This window comes from Sediminibacterium sp. (genome assembly GCF_019264485.1).
Lineage (GTDB): Bacteria > Bacteroidota > Bacteroidia > Chitinophagales > Chitinophagaceae > Sediminibacterium.
Genome location: NZ_JAHVAA010000007.1, coordinates 195050 through 215731, shown reverse-complemented (window position 1 = coordinate 215731; position 20682 = coordinate 195050). Strand labels below are relative to the sequence as shown.

Annotated in this window: 6 protein-coding genes; 2 read left to right on the top strand and 4 right to left on the bottom strand. The window is 41.4% G+C overall.

What is annotated here, in order from left to right:
- From KXJ59_RS05255 to KXJ59_RS05240, 4 genes are all read right to left on the bottom strand, one after another.
- A partial coding sequence (locus KXJ59_RS05255; RefSeq protein WP_295201920.1) for a carboxypeptidase-like regulatory domain-containing protein occupies window positions 1-416 on the bottom strand: 416 nt, incomplete at its 3' end.
- 411 nt (window positions 417-827) lie between these two features.
- Window positions 828-2288 carry a RagB/SusD family nutrient uptake outer membrane protein gene (locus KXJ59_RS05250; protein ID WP_295201918.1) on the bottom strand — a complete coding sequence of 487 codons (1461 nt, stop codon included), beginning with the start codon at window positions 2286-2288 and terminating at the stop codon, window positions 828-830.
- A 24-nt stretch (window positions 2289-2312) separates the two neighbouring features.
- Complete coding sequence (locus KXJ59_RS05245; RefSeq protein WP_295201916.1) at window positions 2313-5444, bottom strand: TonB-dependent receptor; 3132 nt, start codon at window positions 5442-5444, stop codon at window positions 2313-2315.
- 351 nt (window positions 5445-5795) lie between these two features.
- Entirely contained in the window at window positions 5796-8126 is a 2331-nt protein-coding gene (locus KXJ59_RS05240; protein ID WP_295201914.1) for an MMPL family transporter, read from the bottom strand.
- A gap of 215 nt (window positions 8127-8341) precedes the next feature.
- Between KXJ59_RS05240 and KXJ59_RS05235 the strand changes: the two genes are divergently transcribed.
- Together KXJ59_RS05235 and KXJ59_RS05230 are read left to right on the top strand one after the other, a co-directional pair.
- The gene (locus KXJ59_RS05235) at window positions 8342-19651 is read left to right on the top strand and encodes a PKD-like domain-containing protein (RefSeq protein WP_295201912.1); all 11310 of its coding nucleotides are present in this window, start codon (window positions 8342-8344) and stop codon (window positions 19649-19651) included.
- Window positions 19648-20682 (top strand): PorP/SprF family type IX secretion system membrane protein, encoded by a 1035-nt coding sequence (locus KXJ59_RS05230; RefSeq protein ID WP_295201910.1) that lies wholly within the window; start codon window positions 19648-19650, stop codon window positions 20680-20682. The genes KXJ59_RS05235 and KXJ59_RS05230 overlap by 4 nt, the downstream gene beginning before the upstream one ends.

Sequence of the window (20682 nt, the reverse complement as noted above, 5' to 3'; positions counted from 1 at the left end):
AAAGCCTGATCGAAAGAACCTACTGGTACAGTTTCAACTGCTTTTGCACTGATAACAGTGGCAGCACCGGCAAACTGTGTTTTTCTTTCACGGGAATAACCTGTTACAACCACTTCTTCCAGTGATTTTGTTTCAGGGTTTAGTGAAGCATTAACCACAGCGCCTCTGATAGGAAGCTCGATGCGATCATAACCCACGAACATAAAAGTGATTGTTTTGGCACCTGCGGCAACAGAGATACGGTAAGTACCGGCTCCATCTGTTAATGCATTCGTGCTGCCAGAAGATACAGTAACACCAACAAGCGGCTGGCCTGATTTTTGGTCTGTTACTTTACCTGTAACGGTTTGGTTTTGAGCCCAAACCTGTGCAATGCTGAGCAAGGCACACAGAAAGACTGTGACGAATTTTCTCATTATTTCAGTTTTTAAATAAAAAATGCGAGTCGCAATTTAGTTAAAGAAAACATAAATGCACACTAATGGACAGGTTTAGGGGGCAAAATGCTGCGCTTTTTGTAAAAAAAACAACGCAGATAAAAAAAGAACATATAAAATACGCTGTTTATTAACTTAATGTTAAACACATTAAGATTAAAATTATGTTAACATTACTTAGTTTTTGAAGAAAAAGCAATGGGCTGTACGGTCAATTGGTAATACAATCAGATTCAAATACGATAGGTTTTACTCCGTATTCATATCAATTTCTCCGTCTTTATACATACTGTAAGTCAATCATTTAGGTAAAAGAAAAGCTGGTATGCAAATGCATACCAGCTTTTATGTAATCTTCTGACGACTGATAAATCGTTCGTCAATTATGTATTAGTTGTCTACACACAATGGGTTCAATAACAATTCGCTTGAAGAAATGGGCCATATATACTGCTGGGCAGTAGCCGCGATAGCTGCAACACCTGGTTTCGCAGGCAATGGTAAGCCTAAGCGGGTGATATCTGTACCGCGTAAACCTTCACCAAGGAATTCAATCCTTCTTTCATTTACAATTGCATTTGCTAAAGCGTCTGCATTTGCAAAGTTGAGGGCAGTAAATATAGTCGTTGCATCAGAACGGCCACGTACTGCATTCAAGAGAGCGATTGCCTGTGCATCAACTGTATTGGTTGAACGTACCCTTGCTTCTGCGAGGTTCAGTAATACTTCTGAATAACGCATTACAGGAGCAGGATCAATAAATGTTGACGCAACACTGTATTTGGTCAGGTAGCTTTTACCACTGAATACCTGTACAAAACTTCTTCTTCTGTCGGTTGGTAACCAGCCTGCATCTGAAATGATACCGCTTGCTAACAATGAATATTCTCCATTACCACCATTGAAAGCAGAAGGTCCATAATAATAACCCAACTGATTTTGTCCACCAGGAGTTTCATTAGAAGCAAATGGCATTGACATGATTGATTCAGTTGTGAAATAGTTAGTAGTGAACATGGTTCTGTAATCGGCCTGTAATGCATGAGCCACACCGGAAGATGCAACAAACGGAGCAGTAGCGCTTACAATTTTATTGGCTTCAGTGATTACATCTGCATAACGACGCATACTTAATAACACACGTGTTTTCAAAGCAATAGCTGTATTTCTGTGTGCACGTGTTGTATTCAATGTTGCATTGGCATTTGTTAATGGCAGGTTCTGTTCAGCAAAAGTGAGGTCGGCCAGTATCTGTGTATATACTTCAGCAACGGTAGCACGTGCCAAAGCATAATCGCCAGAACCGGTATTTCCTTTTAAACGAAGAGGAACACCTGGTTTACTTCCGTTACCATCCCAGAATGGGCGGGCATACAGTTGTAACAGTGAATAATAGCTCAATGCCCTTAACAGACGTGCTTCACCGAGATAGTTATTCGACAGATTAGCACCGACTATTGTTGTGCCTTTTGCCGCCATACCATCTATAAACACGTTGGCCAGGTTAATTACATAATAAGCGCGCGACCAATGGTTCAGTACGCTGTTGGTAGAACTGTTACTGGGTGTATAGTTCCAGATATCAAAACCGGTTACCACATTGGTACGGTCGTTCATGAATTCTTCACCACGGATATCGTTGAATATCTGATAACGACCACCATACATACCAGCATTTTTGATAGATGCATAGATGGAACGTACCTGACCTTCAATTCTGTCTTTGCTGTCGAAAGCTGTCAGATCAGAAATGGCATTCGTGGGTACCGGGTTGATAAATTTATCTTTGGCGCAGGAGGTCAATTGAACCACCGCTGCAGCCATGATTACATATAAAAGTTTATTTTTCATTTTACTGCATTAATAGTTTAACAATTAAAATCCTACACTGAGTCCTACAGTAAGACCTCTCTGGTTAGCAACTGTGTTTCTGTCAACACCAAAGTTGGTAGTACCATTACCATTAGAGGATACTTCAGGATCCGGACCAGGATATTTGGTAAGGATCAGCAGGTTGTTTCCATTGATGTAGAAACGTGCGCTGGTAATTTTAATTTTTTCGAGCAATGACTTAGGCAGGTTATAACCTAAAGTCAACGTTCTCAGTTTTACGAAATCGCCTTTAAACACGTTAATATCAAGTGGGAATGAAGAACCGTTTGATACGTTATCACCAAATACAGCTTTAGGAATATCAGTGATATCTCCCGCTTTCTGCCATCTTCTTAATACAGCTACTTCATTGTTCCAGAAACGCTGATCTCTTAAGCCAGCCTGGGTTCCGAAATAAATCCAGTTACCGAACTGATAAGTTAACAATGCAGTTAACTCAAACCCTTTGAAACGGAAAGTATTTTCCCAACCACCAAAGACTTTAGGATTGGTATTTTTATACACAACGGCGTCAGCATTACTTACTGTACCTGCTGTAGTTCCGTCAGCAAACATAAACCTTGATTGTCCGGCAGGAGCAACGTGCTGGAAGTAAACATCACGACCCTGAGAGTTTACAAAGATTCTGCGACCAGTTGCAGGATCAACTCCTTTTGTACGGGTTACAAAAATCATAGAAATCGGATGACCTGGCAATGTAATACTAGGATTTTCCAGACCGCCGGTTGAACCTATGATATTATTGATACCAGGTGCCAGTGAAGTTACTTTGTTGGCATTGGTAGCAAGGTTGAATGAAGTATTCCAGCTGAAATCTTTTTTACTTACTGCATTCCAGTTTACCTGAAACTCAAAACCTCTGTTATACATGGTTCCGATATTCTGAGGAATAGAAGAAGGTAAACCGGCAGAAGGAGGCTGTGGTACAAATAATAACAAACCATCGTTGTTACTATTGTAATAACCGATTTCAGCAGTGATCTTATCTTTCAGGATACCAAAGTTGATACCGATATCTGTTTTCTTACTGGTTTCCCAGGTAAGGTTAGGGTTACCTGCCTGGCTGTAAGCTACAGTAGCAGCACCACCATATAAACCAGAACCATATTGTGATAAGGAAGCAAAGTTACCCAGACCTCCGATATTACCTACTTTACCATAACTGGCACGTAGCTTAAAGCTGCTGAATACGCGATCCAGTTTAGCTGCAGACCAGAATTTTTCATTCATTACTTCCCATCCTGCAGACACTCCCCAGAATGTACCATATTTGGTATTGGCTCCCAATTGAGACGCACCATCTCTTCTCAGGTTACCAGTAAGATAGTATTTACGATCGTAGTTATATTGAACACGACCAAACTCTGAATACAGGTAGTTTTCGCCAATACCTAAACCAGCAGTATTAGGTGTAGCCCAACCACCCTGGATATTGGTAAATGCAGGATCAGAAACGGTAATACGGTTCAGACCAAAACCAACAGCATCAGATTTTTGGTGCTCAATCCCTGCTAAAGCACTTACAGTATGTTTTTCACCAAAAGTTTTATCGAACTGTAAGGTAGTAGTCCATACCCATCTTTTGTTCTTACTATAAGTAGAAGTAACAGAACCTGTTGAAGCAAAACCTTCACCCGAAATTGGGTGGAAGAAAATATCGTTATCCGATAAAACATAATCAATACCATAAGTAGTACGACCAGTTAACCAGCTAAATGGTTTGATCTGTGCGTATACATTACTGATGATATGTTCAATATAGTTATCGTTCCTGTTCAGGTCTAACTGAATAACAGGGTTGTTAAAACCAACCTGTCCCACTTTATTGCCCATTACTCCAATCAACGCACCATTATAATTATAGGTGCCATCATTGTTGTACGGGGAAATGTTAGGAGCAGTTACCTGAACCACACGACCCAGACCTGCAGTAGCAAAAGCATCACCTAAAGAACCAGAGCTTACAGCAGCCAGGTTTTTCTCAGATGAATACTGAATTTTACCTCCAATATTAACTGCCTTACCTACTTTATGATCTACATTCATGGTAAGTGACAAACGCTTGTAATCATTCCTCCTGATAATACCCTGTTGCTCAGTATAACCTGCAGAGAAATAATAGCTGGTTGCCTCATTGGCTCCGGATATACTGATGGTATTGCTATGCTGAACGCCTGTACGATAAACATAATCTGTCCAGCGAGTATTAATCGGCTGACCATCAGGACCATTGGTTAATGCAAAAGCATTGGTAGTGGCATTGAATGTACCTGCATTTACCAGTGCAGAGTTCTTGTAATCGGTATACTGGAAAGCATCCATCAGTTCAGGTAAACGCTGCACCTGGCTAAAACCTACCCAGCTGTCTAAGGTTACTTTTGAACGGCCTGCTTTACCTTTTTTAGTAGTAATAAACAATACCCCATTAGCAGCACGGCTACCATAGATAGCAGTTGCAGCCGCATCTTTGGCTACGTCTACACTTTCAATATCGTTAGGGTTAATGCTCGCCAGAATATTACCTGCAGAGCTGGTAGCACTGAAGTCTCCGGTAAACATTGGAACACCATCCAATACAATCAGTGGATACGATGACAGAGAGATAGAGTTTGTACCGCGGATACGGATAACGGGTGGTGAATTCAGTACACCACTTGGAATGGTTATCTGAACACCTGCCGCACGACCACCCAATCCCTGATCAAAACTCTGGTTGGGTTTATTGGCCAATGCATCGCCTTTAACACTTACAATACTACCGGTGATCTCTTTTTTCTTCTGCGTACCATAACCTACCACCACTACTTCAGACAATGATTTGTCTTCTTCAGTCATGCTAACGGTAATGGAATTTTTGTCGGAAATGCTGGCGTCCAGAATATTGTAGCCAACATAGCTGAAACGAAGTGATCTGACATTAGCGGCCACCTGAATGGTAAAATTTCCCGCATTGTCTGTTACGGTTCTCCTCTCAGAGCCCGCTGAAACGGTAACACCTGCAAGCGGTGCACCCTTGGAATCCGTGACCTTACCCGTGAAGGTCCGGCCGGTCTGTGCCTGTAGCTGTACCATCAATAGCACAACACTGGCAACTAGTGCCAATAATTTTCTCATGCGCATTTAGTTTTTTAGGTTTATAGAAGTGTTAAATTTAGACAGCTAGCTTTACAAAAACGCTGTTTGACCTAAAAAAAAGATAAACTCGCCGAAAAAATTTTGACTTTGAATTAAAAGTTAATTATTGCTAACTTATAACAAAATGATAATCAATAATTAAAGACACCATAAATGCTAAAATACCTTTAGTATCTACTGCTTTTTTTATCTTGAGAGTATCATTTTGGTGAAATTATTTCTCTTAAGAACGCTCATTTCTTCCTGCAAGATCAATTTTTGACCCTCTATTTGACATTTGGAATAAATAGTATATAAATGTAATATTTAATTAACGTATTTCTTTCCCGCCTATAAAACCGGTTTGGTTTTCTTTTGTTGAAAATGAAGAATGAGTACAGGTAAAAGTACTAAGTTGGTTAATGTACCGATTACCAATGTTAGTGAAGTGAGCCAGCCCAGGGCCTGGGTACCCCCAAAATCGCTGATACAGAAAATAATAAAGCCGGCAATAAGTACCAATGATGTATAAATGATACTGATTCCTGTATGCCTGATGGTTTGCACCAATGTTTGGGCTACCTGGTTATTATAATGCGGCAGTTCCTGTTTATAATTGATAAGAAAACGAATGGTTACATCGATGGCAATACCAAGTGCTACGCTGAAAACCAGTACAGTTGAGGGCTTCAGTGCAATACCCACCCATCCCATAACACCTGCGGTAATAACCAGTGGAATAAGGTTGGGTATTAATGAACAAACCAGTATACGAAAAGACCTGAAGAGGTAAAGCATACATAAAGTGATGAGTAAAAAAGCCCAGAAAATACTTTCCTTCAACCCCTTAATAATAAAACTTGACCCTTCGAGAAAAGTGATACTGCTGCCTGTGAAGGTAATTTTATAAGAAGCAGTATCAAATATTTGCCTGGCCTTTTGTTCGTAATCGGCAATCAGTAATGGCAATTGCGAACTACCCACATCTTTCATATTCACCGTTATTCTCGCTACCTGTTTGGCGCTGTCCATAAAATTGCTGATGATTTTCGACACACCTGTTCCCGCATTACTGTCTGCTTTTTGTTTCAGGTAGGGCCCCATAAATGCAAGATCACCTTCGTAAGGAACATCATAACTCAATATATCGCCATCATAATAAGCCTGCTTGGCAAATTTGAGTCCTTCAGCAAATGATAGAGGCCTTGCAGCTTCTGGCTTTGCACCGATATATGCAGATAATTCATTGATTCTGGAAACAGGTCCTGTATTTCTCAGCAATCCGTTTTTCTTTTTTGTATCTACTAAAATCTCCAGCGGCATTACACCACCAAAATGTGCTTCGAACCATTTTAGATCGGTATATATTTTATCTGTCTTTGGCAGATCATCCACAATAAACCCTTCGCTTTTCAAACGAAAAATTCCCAGCACTGCAAATACACTCAATACAATAGTTATACCATACACCCATTTGGCATGATGAAAAGTCCAACGTTCAATACGCACCAACATTTTTTCGAGAAAAGGATTATCGAGGTATTTAGTGTGTCTGTTTTTAGGTGGCTTGAGATAACTCAATACTACCGGTATAAAAATGAGTGATATCACAAAGAGAGCCATGATATTAATTCCGGCTACCATCCCGAATTCCTGTAACAAAGCACTCTTGGTTAATGCAAATACAGCAAAACCAATAGCTGCAGCGATATTGCAAAAGAGTGTAACAATACCCATTCTGCCCACCATGGTAATGAGTGCTTTCTCTTTATCACCCGTTTCTCTATATGAAGTATGGTATTTGTTGAGGAAGTAAATACAGTTGGGAATACCAATTACTACAATCAGTGGTGGTATCAATGCATTTAGCAAGGTAATTTTATAACCCAGTAGTACGATGGTCCCCAAACTCCACACAACACCTATACCTACTACTACAAGACTCATAAGCATGGCACTGATGGAGCGGAAAAATATCAATAAGGTAATGGCAGACAAAACAAGTGATCCTATCAGAAACCAGTTCATCTCATCTTTAATCCTGTTACCCACTGTTGTTCTGATGAATGGGAGTCCGCTTACATGTAAACTGGTTTTTGTTTTTGATTCAAACAATTCAACCTGCTGCATGATATCATTGATGAGTCTTGTTCTCCCTTTGCTGTTTATGGTATCGCCATTTACTGAAACACCCATCAGGTATGCACTACCGGAATCGCTGTAGAGTAAGGTCTTATAGAAAGGTAAACTAAGAAAGACCTGCTTTGATGAATCAAGACTGCTTTGTGACTGATAGGGGAGCTGAAATATTTTTTCAGGAACCAGTTGCTGCTGCTCACGATTATTACGAAGGTTTACTGCATCGGGAATACTCAATACACCTGTTACACCATTTATTTTTTTTAATGACGCATGTAAAGCACCTACTTGATTAAAATAATCAAGAGAAAAGAAATCGTTTTTATCAAACCCCAAAACAAGCATATTACCGTCTCCGCCAAATTTTTTCAGAAATGACTGGTATTCCTGGTAACGGGGATTATCGGTGGGTATAGCCCTGGTAAACTCATAACTTAAACGCACCTGTGTTGCATAATACGTCATGATTCCCGTAGCAATCATCAACAAAAAAATCAGTAATAACCTTTGTTTTAAAATGAATTGACCCAGTCGATACCACATGATCTGTAAATAGTATTTTTCTTAATGTATAAAGAATAGAGTTAGTGATAATAATTGTGTAGGATTTGAACTACAAAGAAAAGAAGAATATGTCATATACGCATAACATTGATTAGCACAATAAGCTGTGTACATTGCATTGACCTATGAGAGCTGTATGCAGAGAAAAGTGATCTATCCCGCTTTTTTCTGATAACATCTTATATCCAATATCCATGATCCCCCAGAAGTACACATACCATGTTGTGCTCTTGCTTTGTTGTCTGTATACCTCGTTATTGGTAGAAGGGCAAGGCACTTGTTCCAGCAGCGCGTTAGCGCCGGTTTTTTCACAAACCTTCGGGCAAGGTTCTTCTTCTTCCTCCAAAACCACAGTACCCGCTGGTTTCAATACCAACTATTCTTTCCAAAGCAGCGGTGCACTGGATGATGGCAGGTATATAGTTACCCCACGTGTTCAAAATTCAGGCCGCAACGACTGGGCTGTAGGTGCCGACCATACAGGCAATTCAAATGGTAATATGTTTCTGGTAAATGCAGGTACCGGCGGATCAGTATTTTTTACGCAACAGGTCGACAATCTCTGTCCGGGTTCTACCTATAATTTTTCTGCCTGGATGGCCAATGTAAATACCACCAGTAATACTTTACCTATTTGTGGCAGTGGTTATGTTTATCCCAATGTTACATTCAATATTAAAAATACTTCAGGTACTGTTCTTGCCACTTATAACACTGGTGATCTGCCACTTACAGCCAACCGTTCTGTTGCGCCTAACTGGCTTCAATATGGTTTTAGTTTTGCATTGCCATCTGGTACTACATCGCTGGTCTTGGAAATGGTTGATGCTTATGGTGGCCAGCCCCAGTGCGGCAATGATCTGGCTATCGATGATATTCTTTTCACCGCCTGTACACCTACTGCTACTGTTTCGTTCAATACAGGTACCACCATTTGTGCGGGTACAAGCACAACTATTAATGCATCTATTGTCAATAATCCATTTACATCGCCAGCTTACCAATGGCAGAAAAGTACAGATGGGGGTGTTACATGGTCCAATATCGGAACAGCTTCCACAACCAGCAGTTATACCATAAGTAATGCTACCAGTACAGACGGCGCCTCCTATCGTGTAATTGTTGGGCCCGATGTGGCGAGTTTAACATCAAGCACTTGTATTACAGCATCTGCCTCCATATCACTAACTATAGCTTCTGTAAAATTGAATCCTGATGTGATTGAATGTAATAATGGAATAACAAGTTATAGCGCAACTGATGAGTATTATAAAGTTACTTACAGCAACAGTAATGCAGGCAATAGTTATTTATGGGCAGTATCAAGCACTGGATCATGGAGTTTTCAGGGCTCTAATAATGCTTCTTCTCAGTATCCGCGTTTTCAGTTCAACAGTTCTGCAGCTTATTCTGTGAGTGTTCAGTTTACCACGAATGGTGTAAGCTGCAGTGACACACAGATAGTTTTTAAAAACGCAGTAGCAATGGCAAGTATCCTCAATTCAAAAGATACTTCAATCTGTTACAATACCAATACGGTAAATCTATCAGGTGCTATTTCTTATGTCACCAATAACTATAGCTGGAGTACTTCCGGTACCGGAACTTTCTCCAATGCCAATTCTTTAAACCCAACTTATACTCCGAGTCTGGCCGATAAGACTGCCGGTTCAGTAAAACTGTATTTCACCGGAACATCTACTTACAATGCCACCGGTAACTGCGGCAGCAATACCAGTCGGGATTCAATGATTTTAAGAATATACCCCAACAATATTGGCACAAATACAACCACAGCCATCTGCTCCAATCAACTCTTATCTTATACACCCTCTGCTTCACAGACAGGAAGTACTTTTTTATGGACATCTTCTTTTACAAGCGGCACAGGTAGCGGTAATACCACAAATGGCTCAGGCAATATCAGCGACTTACTTATTAATTCGTCTTCTACCACAGCTGCTGTTGTGCAGTATGTAATTACCCCATATTATGCAGGTTGTGCAGGAACACCGTATACACTCACTGTTACCATCAATCCAAATCCTGCCATTTCAGTTACCAACAATGCAGCTCAAATCTGTTCGGGTACTGCTGCCAATATCCAGTTCAGTAGCTCACTGCCAGGGTCTTCCTTTTCATGGACATCTTCAGTTGTTTCAGGAATAGTTACCGGTTACTCATCAAACAACACGCCTTCTTCAACAACTACTATTACAGATGTATTAACCAATACATCTACAGCAAATGCAATTGTACGATACAGAATAACTACTATTTCAACCAATGGCTGTACAGCAACAGACTCAACAGACATTACCGTTAAACCAAACCCAACCACAGCTGCAGCAGGCGCCGATCAGTTATTGTGTAACCTCGGCTCTGCTCAACTAAGTGGTAATACTCCTTTAGTGGGTACAGGTAACTGGACAATGGCTTCCGGTGCTTCTGCTGTTATATTCAGTAATGCTGCATTACCCAACAGTACAGTAAGCGGATTGATTCCAGGTACTTATGTATTTGTATGGACCATATCAAATAATCCCTGTACTATTTCGAGAGACACTGTAAATGTGATCATTAGTCCGGAAACTGTTGCAGGTACCCTTTCAGCAAATACCAATGTATGTTTCGGAACCAATACGGGTTCTGTTACACTCACAGGTTATACAGGAAATATTATTCGCTGGGAATCATCAATTGATAATGGTACAAGCTGGACAACTATTACCAACACAAACAATACTTATACATTCAGCAACCTCACTGTTTCCACTTTATACAGGGCTGTGGTACAAAGTGGAAGTTGCAGTATTCAGTTTTCCAATTCGGTTACTGTTACTGTTGATCCGTTAACTGTACCAGGTACTTTAAGCAGTGCCATGACTGTATGTTCCGGTAGTAATACAGGTACGCTTACCCTCGCAGGTAATACAGGTAATATTATTCGCTGGGAATCTTCGGTAGATGGTGGAACTACCTGGCCAAACAGCTATGCAGTTAATACCAGCACTTACACATTCAATAATCTTACCCAAACTACTTCATTCAGGGCAGTAGTACAAAGCGGAAGCTGTGCTGTTGCATATAGTAATAATATCACTATTACCGTTTCTCCAATTACTGTTCCCGGCACACTGGGAAATGATGCCACTGTTTGTGCTACAGGAAATACCGGTTCGCTAAGCCTGAATACTTATACAGGAAACATAATTCAATGGGAGTTCTCTGTTAACAACGGCGGAAGTTGGACAACCATCTCTAACACTACCAATACTTACATTTATACAAATCTTACTGCTTCTACCCAATACAGGGTTCTGGTACAGAGTGGTGTTTGTACCCCGGTATATTCAACCATTGCCACCATTACGGTTGTACCTCCTGTTGAAATGCCTGATGCCGGAACTGATTTCAGTGTGTGCAATGTTTCCGCCACAGGTTTGAATGCCACTACTCCTTCTTCCGGAAGTGGTAGCTGGTCATTTATTTCAGGTCCATCTGCGGTTAGCTTTACTAATGCTGCGGATGCCCATACCACAGTAAGCGGTCTTGTTGCCGGTGTATATCAATTCGAATGGACAGTTAGCAATGGTGTATGTACCAATATAAAAGACACCGTTCAACTTACTGTATACCCCGCTACTGTTCCCGGCACACTGTCTGCAGGCAATACAGTTTGTGCTACTACCAATAACGGAACAATTACACTGGCAGGTTATACCGGTAATATTCTTCATTGGGAAAGTTCTATTGATAATGGTACTTCATGGACTACTATCGCCAACACAACCAATACACTCAACTATACTAATCTTGGCACTACCACGCAGTACAGGGCATCGGTTCAAAGTGGTGTTTGTGCTCCATTGTATTCAAATATTATTACGATTACTGTTTTACCAGCGGTAACAACAGCCAATGCAGGAACGGATACACATGTTTGTTTTACAACAGCTACCATACTTGCTGCCAATACACCGGTTAATGGTACCGGTACATGGACCATTGTTCCGGGTGCACCTTCTGCTGTAACCTTTACCAATGCCAACAACCCCAACTCAACTGTTAATGGTCTTGTAGTAGGCACTTACCAATTTGTCTGGACTATCTCTAACGGCACTTGTGCTGATTCAAGAGACACTGTATCTATCACTGTTGATCCGCAAACTGTTCCTGGTACTTTGTCTGCAAGTAATACTGTTTGCGCCACTTCAAATAACGGTACACTCACTCTGGCAGGTTATACAGGTAATATTCTTCATTGGGAAGCTTCAACTGATAATGGTACTTCATGGACAGCTATTGCAAATACAGCCAACACATTTAACTATACTAATTTATCTGTTACAACTCAATACAGGGTTGCCGTACAAAGCGGCGTTTGTAATTCCCAGTATTCAAATATTATTACCATTACTGTTTTACCCGCAGTAACAACAGCCAATGCAGGAACGGATACACATGTTTGTTTTACAACGGCTACCATACTTGCTGCCAATACACCTGTAAATGGTACTGGCACATGGACTGTTGTTCCGGGTGCTCCTTCTACTGTCAGCTTTACCAATGCCAACAACCCCAACTCAACTGTTAATGGTCTTGTAGTGGGCACTTACCAGTTTGTCTGGACTATCTCTAACGGCACTTGTGCTGATTCAAGAGACACTGTATCTATCACTGTTGATCCGCAAACTGTTCCTGGTACTTTGTCTGCAAGTAATACTGTTTGCGCCACTTCAAATAACGGTACACTCACTTTGGCAGGTTATACAGGTAATATTCTTCATTGGGAAGCTTCAACTGATAATGGTACTTCATGGACCATTATCTCTAATACTACTAATACACTCAACTTTAATAATCTTTCTTCCACTACTCAATACAGGGCATCGGTTCAAAGTGGTGTTTGTGCTCCATTGTATTCAAATATTATTACCCTTACTGTTTTACCAGCAGTAACAACAGCTAATGCAGGAACTGATCAATCTATCTGTAATGTTACAGGTATTACTTTAAACGGGAATAATCCAACATCTGGAACTGGCACATGGTCTGTACTGGCTGGTGCACCTTCAACTGTAACCTTTACCAATACTGCCAATCCGGCTACAACAGTGAGTGGTTTGGTGGCAGGTACTTATCAATTTGTATGGACCATTTCAAATGGAACCTGTGCAGATTCAAAAGATACTGTTCAGGTTGTTATCCATCCACCTTCAGTACCGGGTAATATTACAGCAGAAGCAACTGTTTGTGCTATATCAAATAATGGAACACTTACTTTAAGCGGCAACACCGGTAGTATTCAACGCTGGGAATATTCTACTGATTATGGTACTTCATGGACCACTGTTGCCAATACCACCAATACGCTGGATTATAACAACCTAAGCGCAACAACTGTTTTCAGGGCTGCAGTACAAAACCAGAATTGCCCGGTATTGTATACCAATCTGAATACCATTACTGTATTACAACCGGTAACACCTGCCAATGCAGGGCCCGATACCACATTTATCAATGGTGTATCCAGTTACACACTGAACGGCAATACGCCTGTATCAGGAACGGGAATATGGTCTGTTGTACCGGGCGCTACTACTACACTTAATTTTTCAGGAATAACCAATCCAAGATCAACCATTACCGGTCTTGATTATGTTCATGGCGCTCCTCCTACCGATGGAAAATATTTATTGGTATGGACTGTTTCTAACGGTTATTGTCCTGTTTCGAGAGATACCATGCAGATTACAGTTCAGCCTCCTACCAACCCGGGTGTTATTGGGCCTGATGCGGTGGTTTGTACCGGCAATAACAGCGGTACACTTCAGCTAACCGATTATCTTGGAACCATTCTTCAGTGGGAACTCTCTGTTACCAATGGTACTACATGGACCATTATCAGTTCTACTGTAGGTACTAATCAGGATACTTATACTTATAACAACCTTACCCAAACTACTTTATTCAGGGCCCTGGTTAAAAATGGTGTAGGTGCAGAATTATATTCCGGTATTGCCGCAACAGTTACCGTTCTGGAACTGGTTACACCTGCCAATGCCGGACCCGACCAACTGCTTTGTAATACTACTTCTTCTACCCTTGCAGGTAATAGTCCTACTTCAGGTATGGGTACATGGTCGGCACTGCCCGGCAATCCAACCGTTGCAGCATTTTCAAACACTGCAGATCCCAATAGTGTCATCAGTGGTTTAGGTTTTGGTACTTATTATTTTGTATGGACCATTTCTAACGGTATCTGTTCCGATTCTAAAGACACCGTAGCCATTACCATTCAACAACCTACCATTGCCGGAAATATAAGTGCCGATAATACAGTTTGTATTACCAGTAACAACGGGGCATTAACCCTGACCGGATTTTTTGGAAATATTGTACAAACAGAATACTCAATTGATAATGGAATAACCTGGCTGGGTGTAACAAATACAGCTAATCTCAGCACCGTAACTTATACCAATCTTACACAGACAACTCAATACCGCGGCCAGGTAAAAAATAGTGTATGTCCTGCATTATTCACCAATATTGTTACCGTTACCGTTTTACCGGAAGTAACACCTGCCAATGCAGGAAGTGATCAGGTATTATGTAATGTAACGGCCGCTCTGTTAAATGCCAATACCCCTGTTTCGGGTACGGGTATCTGGACACTTCTTGCAGGTGCCCCTTCAGCAGTAAGTTTTACCAATGCTGCAGATCCGGCCACCACCGTAAATGGAATGGTGCAGGGTACTTATCGTTTTGTATGGACCATCTCAAATACCCTCTGTGCAAGCTCCTCAGATACCGTTGAAATACGCATTGTTCCTCCAACGGTTGCAGGTAACCTTGTTGCCTCCGCTACTGTTTGTGCCACCAACAACACTGATATACTTACACTGTCAGGTAATAATGGAAATATTATTCGCTGGGAATTTTCTACCAACAACGGCGGATCATGGAGTACTATTTCCAACACAGCTAATACCTTCACTTATACCAACCTGAATACAACCACTTCTTACAGGGCAATAAATCAGCATGAAATCTGTCCCGCATTGTATTCAAATGAAGTTACCGTTACGGTAATACCTCCTGTCACTGCTGCCAATGCAGGTACAGACCAGGTTCTCTGTAATGTAACTGCTGCTGCATTAAACGCCAATAACCCCAGCTCGGGTTCGGGTACATGGACGCTTGCGGCAGGCGCACCATCGGCGGTTAATTTCACCAATGCCAATGATCCGGCCACAACTGTAAATGGATTGGTGAATGGCAGGTATCATTTCATCTGGACCATTGCCAATGGTATGTGTGCCAATTCGGTTGATACTGTTGAAGTATATATTGCCGCACCTACAGTGCAGGGTAATCTGGTTGCTTCGGCTACTGTTTGTGCCACTAACAATACCGATATACTTACACTGTCTGGTAATAATGGAAATATCATTCGCTGGGAATTCTCTACTAATAATGGAGGATCATGGAGCAACATTTCCAACACAGCTAATACTTTCACTTATACCAACCTGAATACAACCACTTCTTACAGGGCATTGGTTCAAAATGAAATTTGTCCTGCTGTATATTCAAATGGCATAACTGTTACAGTCATTCCTCCTGTAACACCTGCCAATGCAGGCCCAGATCAGCGTTTATGTAATGTAAGTACTGCAACATTAAGTGCCAACACACCTGCATCAGGAACAGGAACCTGGACAGTTATTGCAGGTGCACCATCTGCCATCAGCTTTACAAACCCAACTGATCCGAATACAACAGTAAATGGTTTAACTACCGGTACCTACCAGTTTATCTGGACAATTGCCAATGGTACCTGTGCCAACTCGGCAGATACTGTTCAGATCACGATAGACCCTCAAACCGTTCCTGGATCTTTGATAGCTGATGCTACTGTTTGTGCCACTTCCAATAATAATATTCTTTCACTCAGTGGAAATACAGGCGATATTCTCAGGTGGGAATTTTCAACTTCAGGAGGCTCTTCATGGAATAGTATCGTAAACACAACCAATACATTTACCTACACAAACCTGAATACAACTACGTCTTATCGTGTTGCTGTACAAAGTGGCTCCTGTAATCCTTTGTACTCTAATAATGTTACCATAACTGTAGTGCAACCCGTAACAACGTCAAACGCAGGTGCCGATCAGATTCTTTGTAATGCAACAACCACTGTATTGCAGGCTAACTTACCTGTGTCGGGAACAGGTGTATGGACTTACCTGTCTGGCCCCGTTGTTCCGGTTTTTGCCAATGCAGCAGATCCTAATACCGTTGTAACAGGTCTTGCTGTGGGTACTTATTCTTTTGTATGGACGATTACAAATAATCTCTGTGTTGATTCAAAAGATACGGTTCAGGTAAGGATTGATCCTGTTACCGTTCCCGGAACATTATCATCACATGCAACTGTTTGCTCCGGTTCAAATACAGGTACTCTGCAATTATCAGGAACTACCGGTAATATTTTACATTGGGAGTATTCTACCGATAATGGTGCTTCATGGTCTGTTATATCAAATACAACGAACAGCTACACGTATAACAATCTCACCAGTTCTACTTTATTCAGGGTATTGGTGAAGAACAGCGTTTGTGCTACCGGTTATTCCAACCCTGTATTAATTACAGTAATGCCGCAGGTAACAATTGCTGTTGCGGGTATGAACCAGACTTTATGTAACAGTAGTTCGGCCAGACTCGATGGTAATACACCTGCTTCAGGAGTGGGTATATGGAGCCAGACAGCCGGACCTACAACGGCTGTCTTCGACAATGCCAACCTCGCTGGTACAAATTTATCGGGCTTGAGTACAGGTACATATCGTTTTATGTGGACCATTTCAAACAGTGTTTGTCAGGCATCCAGTAATGAAGTTGAGGTAAGAATAGACCCTCCAACTTCTGCAGGTCTGTTGAGTAATGATGATACAGTTTGTACCACCCTGAATACCGGCAGTCTTTCTATTAATAACTATACAGGTACTATCATCAGATGGGAAAGTTCTACTGACAATGGAGCCAACTGGAATATTATCAATACAACTCAAAACACCTATACTTATTCAAATCTTACCCTTACCACAAGATTCAGGGTACTGGTACAGAGTGGTGTTTGTGCTTCACTCTATTCAAACACCGTTACCATAACTGTTAATCCGTTTACTGTTGGCGGACATATTGCTGCAAACGATACTGTTTGTGTTACATCAAATAATGGAACCTTACAACTTACCAACTATGTAGGCGACCTGATTCGCTGGGAGTCTTCAACCAACAATGGCAGCAGTTGGAACCTTATTAATTACACCGGCGATCAGTACAGTTTCAGTAATCTGGCCACAACAACCATGTTCAGGGTACTCGTACAAAGTGGCGTTTGTTCTGCTGCCTTCAGCGATTCTGTAAATATTGTTGTTGATGCGGCTACCGTTGCAGGAAACTTAACCGGTACTGATACTGTCTGCTACAATAACAATACTGGAAATATTATTTTATCGGGCAGACTTGGAACGATTGTTCAGTGGGAATCATCTGAAAACAGTGGCGCAAGCTGGAGTAGTTTAAGCAATATCGTTTCAGATACATTAAGGTATAATAATCTTACCAGGAACACATTATATCGCACACTGGTTAAAAATGGCACTTGTGCCGTTATGTATACTGCACCGGTTGAAATAGCAGTAGTATCTCCTGTAACTCCTGCCGATGCCGGCGCTGATGTACTTGTTTGTAATGCTGCAACCAGTTCGGCACTCAGGGGAAATACTCCATTTGCAGGAACCGGTAGTTGGAAACAGGTAACTGGCCCGAATACTGCATTAATAGCCGATCCTGCCAATCCGAATACTACAATCGCAGGATTAACAACAGGTTCTTACCAGTTTGCATGGGAAATATCAAATGGTATCTGCGTAAGTTCTTCAGATACCGTAATGGTAAGAGTTGACCAAACCATTGCTGACTTTACTTTATCAGGTGTTCATAATTGTGGTAATACGATTTACCAGTTCAACGACCGCAGTCATTCAAATTTTGGAATAGCTGGCTGGAAATGGAGTATTGCTCCCGGCGACACCGTTAACCAAAAAGAGAATAGTATCAGGTTCACCAGTGAAGGTACTTATACCATGAACCTGAGCGTACAGAGCAATGCAGGTTGTGTAAATACTTTACAAGCCCAGTTTACAGTTGATGTTTTTGAATTCCCGCAGGTAGACATTGATGCCATCAGGGATGTTTGCCAGGGGCAGCTTACGCAATTGTTACCCGTTGTAAACTCAAGAGATACCATCGCCATGTTATTGTGGAACCTGGGTAATGGCACAAGAAGTACCGACTCTGTTATTTCTGTTCGTTACCTCGTTGATGGACAATACACTGTTCGTCTTACCGCAACAACTGTTAACAATTGCTTTGACTCTGCCTACAAAGCCATGACAGTACATCCATTACCCGTTATCAATATAACCCCCAACAGCACGATCTGTAAAGGTGACTCAATTCGTCTCGTTGCTTCTGGTGCCATGAGTTATATCTGGTATGATCAGTTAAATAATATCACTGCATCTGGCCCGAATAATAAAACTGTAAGACCCGCTGGTTCAACAACAGTTCGTGTAATTGGATATGACGAGCATGGTTGCAGTGAAATCAAATCAACCAACATACGTGTTATACAGCCATTAAAAATGTTTGCCGCTCAGGGCGATACCTTATGTATTGGCGAAAGCAAACAACTCATCGCCACAGGCGCCAGCACATACAAATGGTATCCGGAAAATGGTTTAAGCAATGCCAGTGTTGCTAACCCTGTAGCCAAACCAGTTGAAACCACTATTTATAATGTTATCGGAAAAGACGCATTCAATTGCTTTACAGATACTGCACAGATAAAAGTGGTTGTGGGTCGCCCAACACCCATCAATATCGGCAGGGATACAGTCATTACTGCAGGAACCAGCTTCCAGTTAAGTGTGCTTTCCAATAACAGTATCAATGGAGGCACTGACCAAATCAGAAAATGGCGTTGGGGTGGTGCCGCATCTATCAGTTGTCCAACATGCCCAACACCCGAAGTAAAATTATCTAATGATGCATGTATATCCTGTACAGTAGTAAACAACTACGGATGTGTGAGTACAGATACCCTTTGTATTAAAACACTTTGTCCTGCGACTGAACTCTTTGTTCCCAATGCGTTTTCACCTGATGGCGATGGTGTGAATGATGTATTACTGGTGCAGGGTAAGGGTGTTAAACTGATTAAAAGTTTCAGGATATATAACAGATGGGGGCAACTGGTTTTTGAAAAAGCCAACTTCTCACCCGGCGATCCGGCATATGCATGGAACGGCACTGCTTTTGGCAAAGCGGTAACACCGGATGTATTTGTATATGTATCGGAAGTCATCTGTGAAAAAGGGTTACCAACCATATTTAAAGGAAATATAACCATACTCAAATGAGCAAAAATTCTACCCTCAGCTTTATTGTAATGGCAGCATTACTGGTTACCGGTAAGACACATGCCCAGGATTTTACATTCTCACAGTTTTATGAGCAGCCTTTATTACGTAACCCCTCACTTGCCGGTGTATTTACAGGCGATATCAGGGTCTCCATGGCACATCGCAGTCAGTGGGGAAGCGTAACCGTTCCTTACAAAACATCCTCTTTTAGTGTAGAACATAAAATTCCGATGGGTGGAAAAAATGATTTCCTCACTATCGCTTCTCAAATGAGTATCGATGTGGCAGGAGATCTTCGTTTAAGAAGAACACAAATATTACCTGCCATCAATTATCACAAATCACTCAGTAATAATGACGACACCTACCTCTCGCTGGCATTTATGGGAGGCCCCGTTTCAAGTCAGTTCGATGCATCGAAATTAAAACTGGGTGACCAGTTTCGCGGAGGAGAATACAATCCATCCAATCCCACTTCACAACCTATCACCAACACCAGTTATTCTTACTGGGATTTGAGTACCGGTCTGTCATTAAGCACTTCTTTCAATGATAAAACAAGGGTATATGTGGCTGCTGGCTTATCGCATGTAACCAACCCTACCATTAAATCAGTAACTGGCTCTACAGAAAATTTTCTTTCACCAAGACTGTCATTCAATGCAGGTATTAATGCGCCTTCCGGTGAACGCAGCAGAATCATGGGCTTTATCGACTATTTCACCCAGAATAAAAACAAACAGATCCTTGGAGGCGTTTTATATGGAATTACCGTAAGAGAATATGATGATGGTAATGAACCCGATCTGTTTTATATCGGAAGTTTTATGAGATGGGGTGATGCATTGATTCCTACCATTAAAATGGAATTCGAGCATTTTAGTGTGGGTGTTAGTTATGATGTGAACATCTCAAAACTAAAAGTAGTATCTAACTGGAGAGGCGGACTGGAGCTAACAGCCACTTACCGTGGCTTCATGAAGATCAGAAATTCAACCATCGATAAAACAAGATGCGTACGTTTCTGA

Excerpts from the sequence above, each read along its gene's own strand:
- KXJ59_RS05250 (WP_295201918.1), bottom strand. The coding sequence starts at position 2,288 with ATGAAAAATAAACTTTTATATGTAATCATGGCTGCAGCGGTGGTTCAA.
- KXJ59_RS05245 (WP_295201916.1), bottom strand. The coding sequence starts at position 5,444 with ATGAGAAAATTATTGGCACTAGTTGCCAGTGTTGTGCTATTGATGGTA.
- KXJ59_RS05240 (WP_295201914.1), bottom strand. The coding sequence starts at position 8,126 with ATGTGGTATCGACTGGGTCAATTCATTTTAAAACAAAGGTTATTACTG.
- KXJ59_RS05235 (WP_295201912.1), top strand. The coding sequence starts at position 8,342 with ATGATCCCCCAGAAGTACACATACCATGTTGTGCTCTTGCTTTGTTGT.
- KXJ59_RS05230 (WP_295201910.1), top strand. The coding sequence starts at position 19,648 with ATGAGCAAAAATTCTACCCTCAGCTTTATTGTAATGGCAGCATTACTG.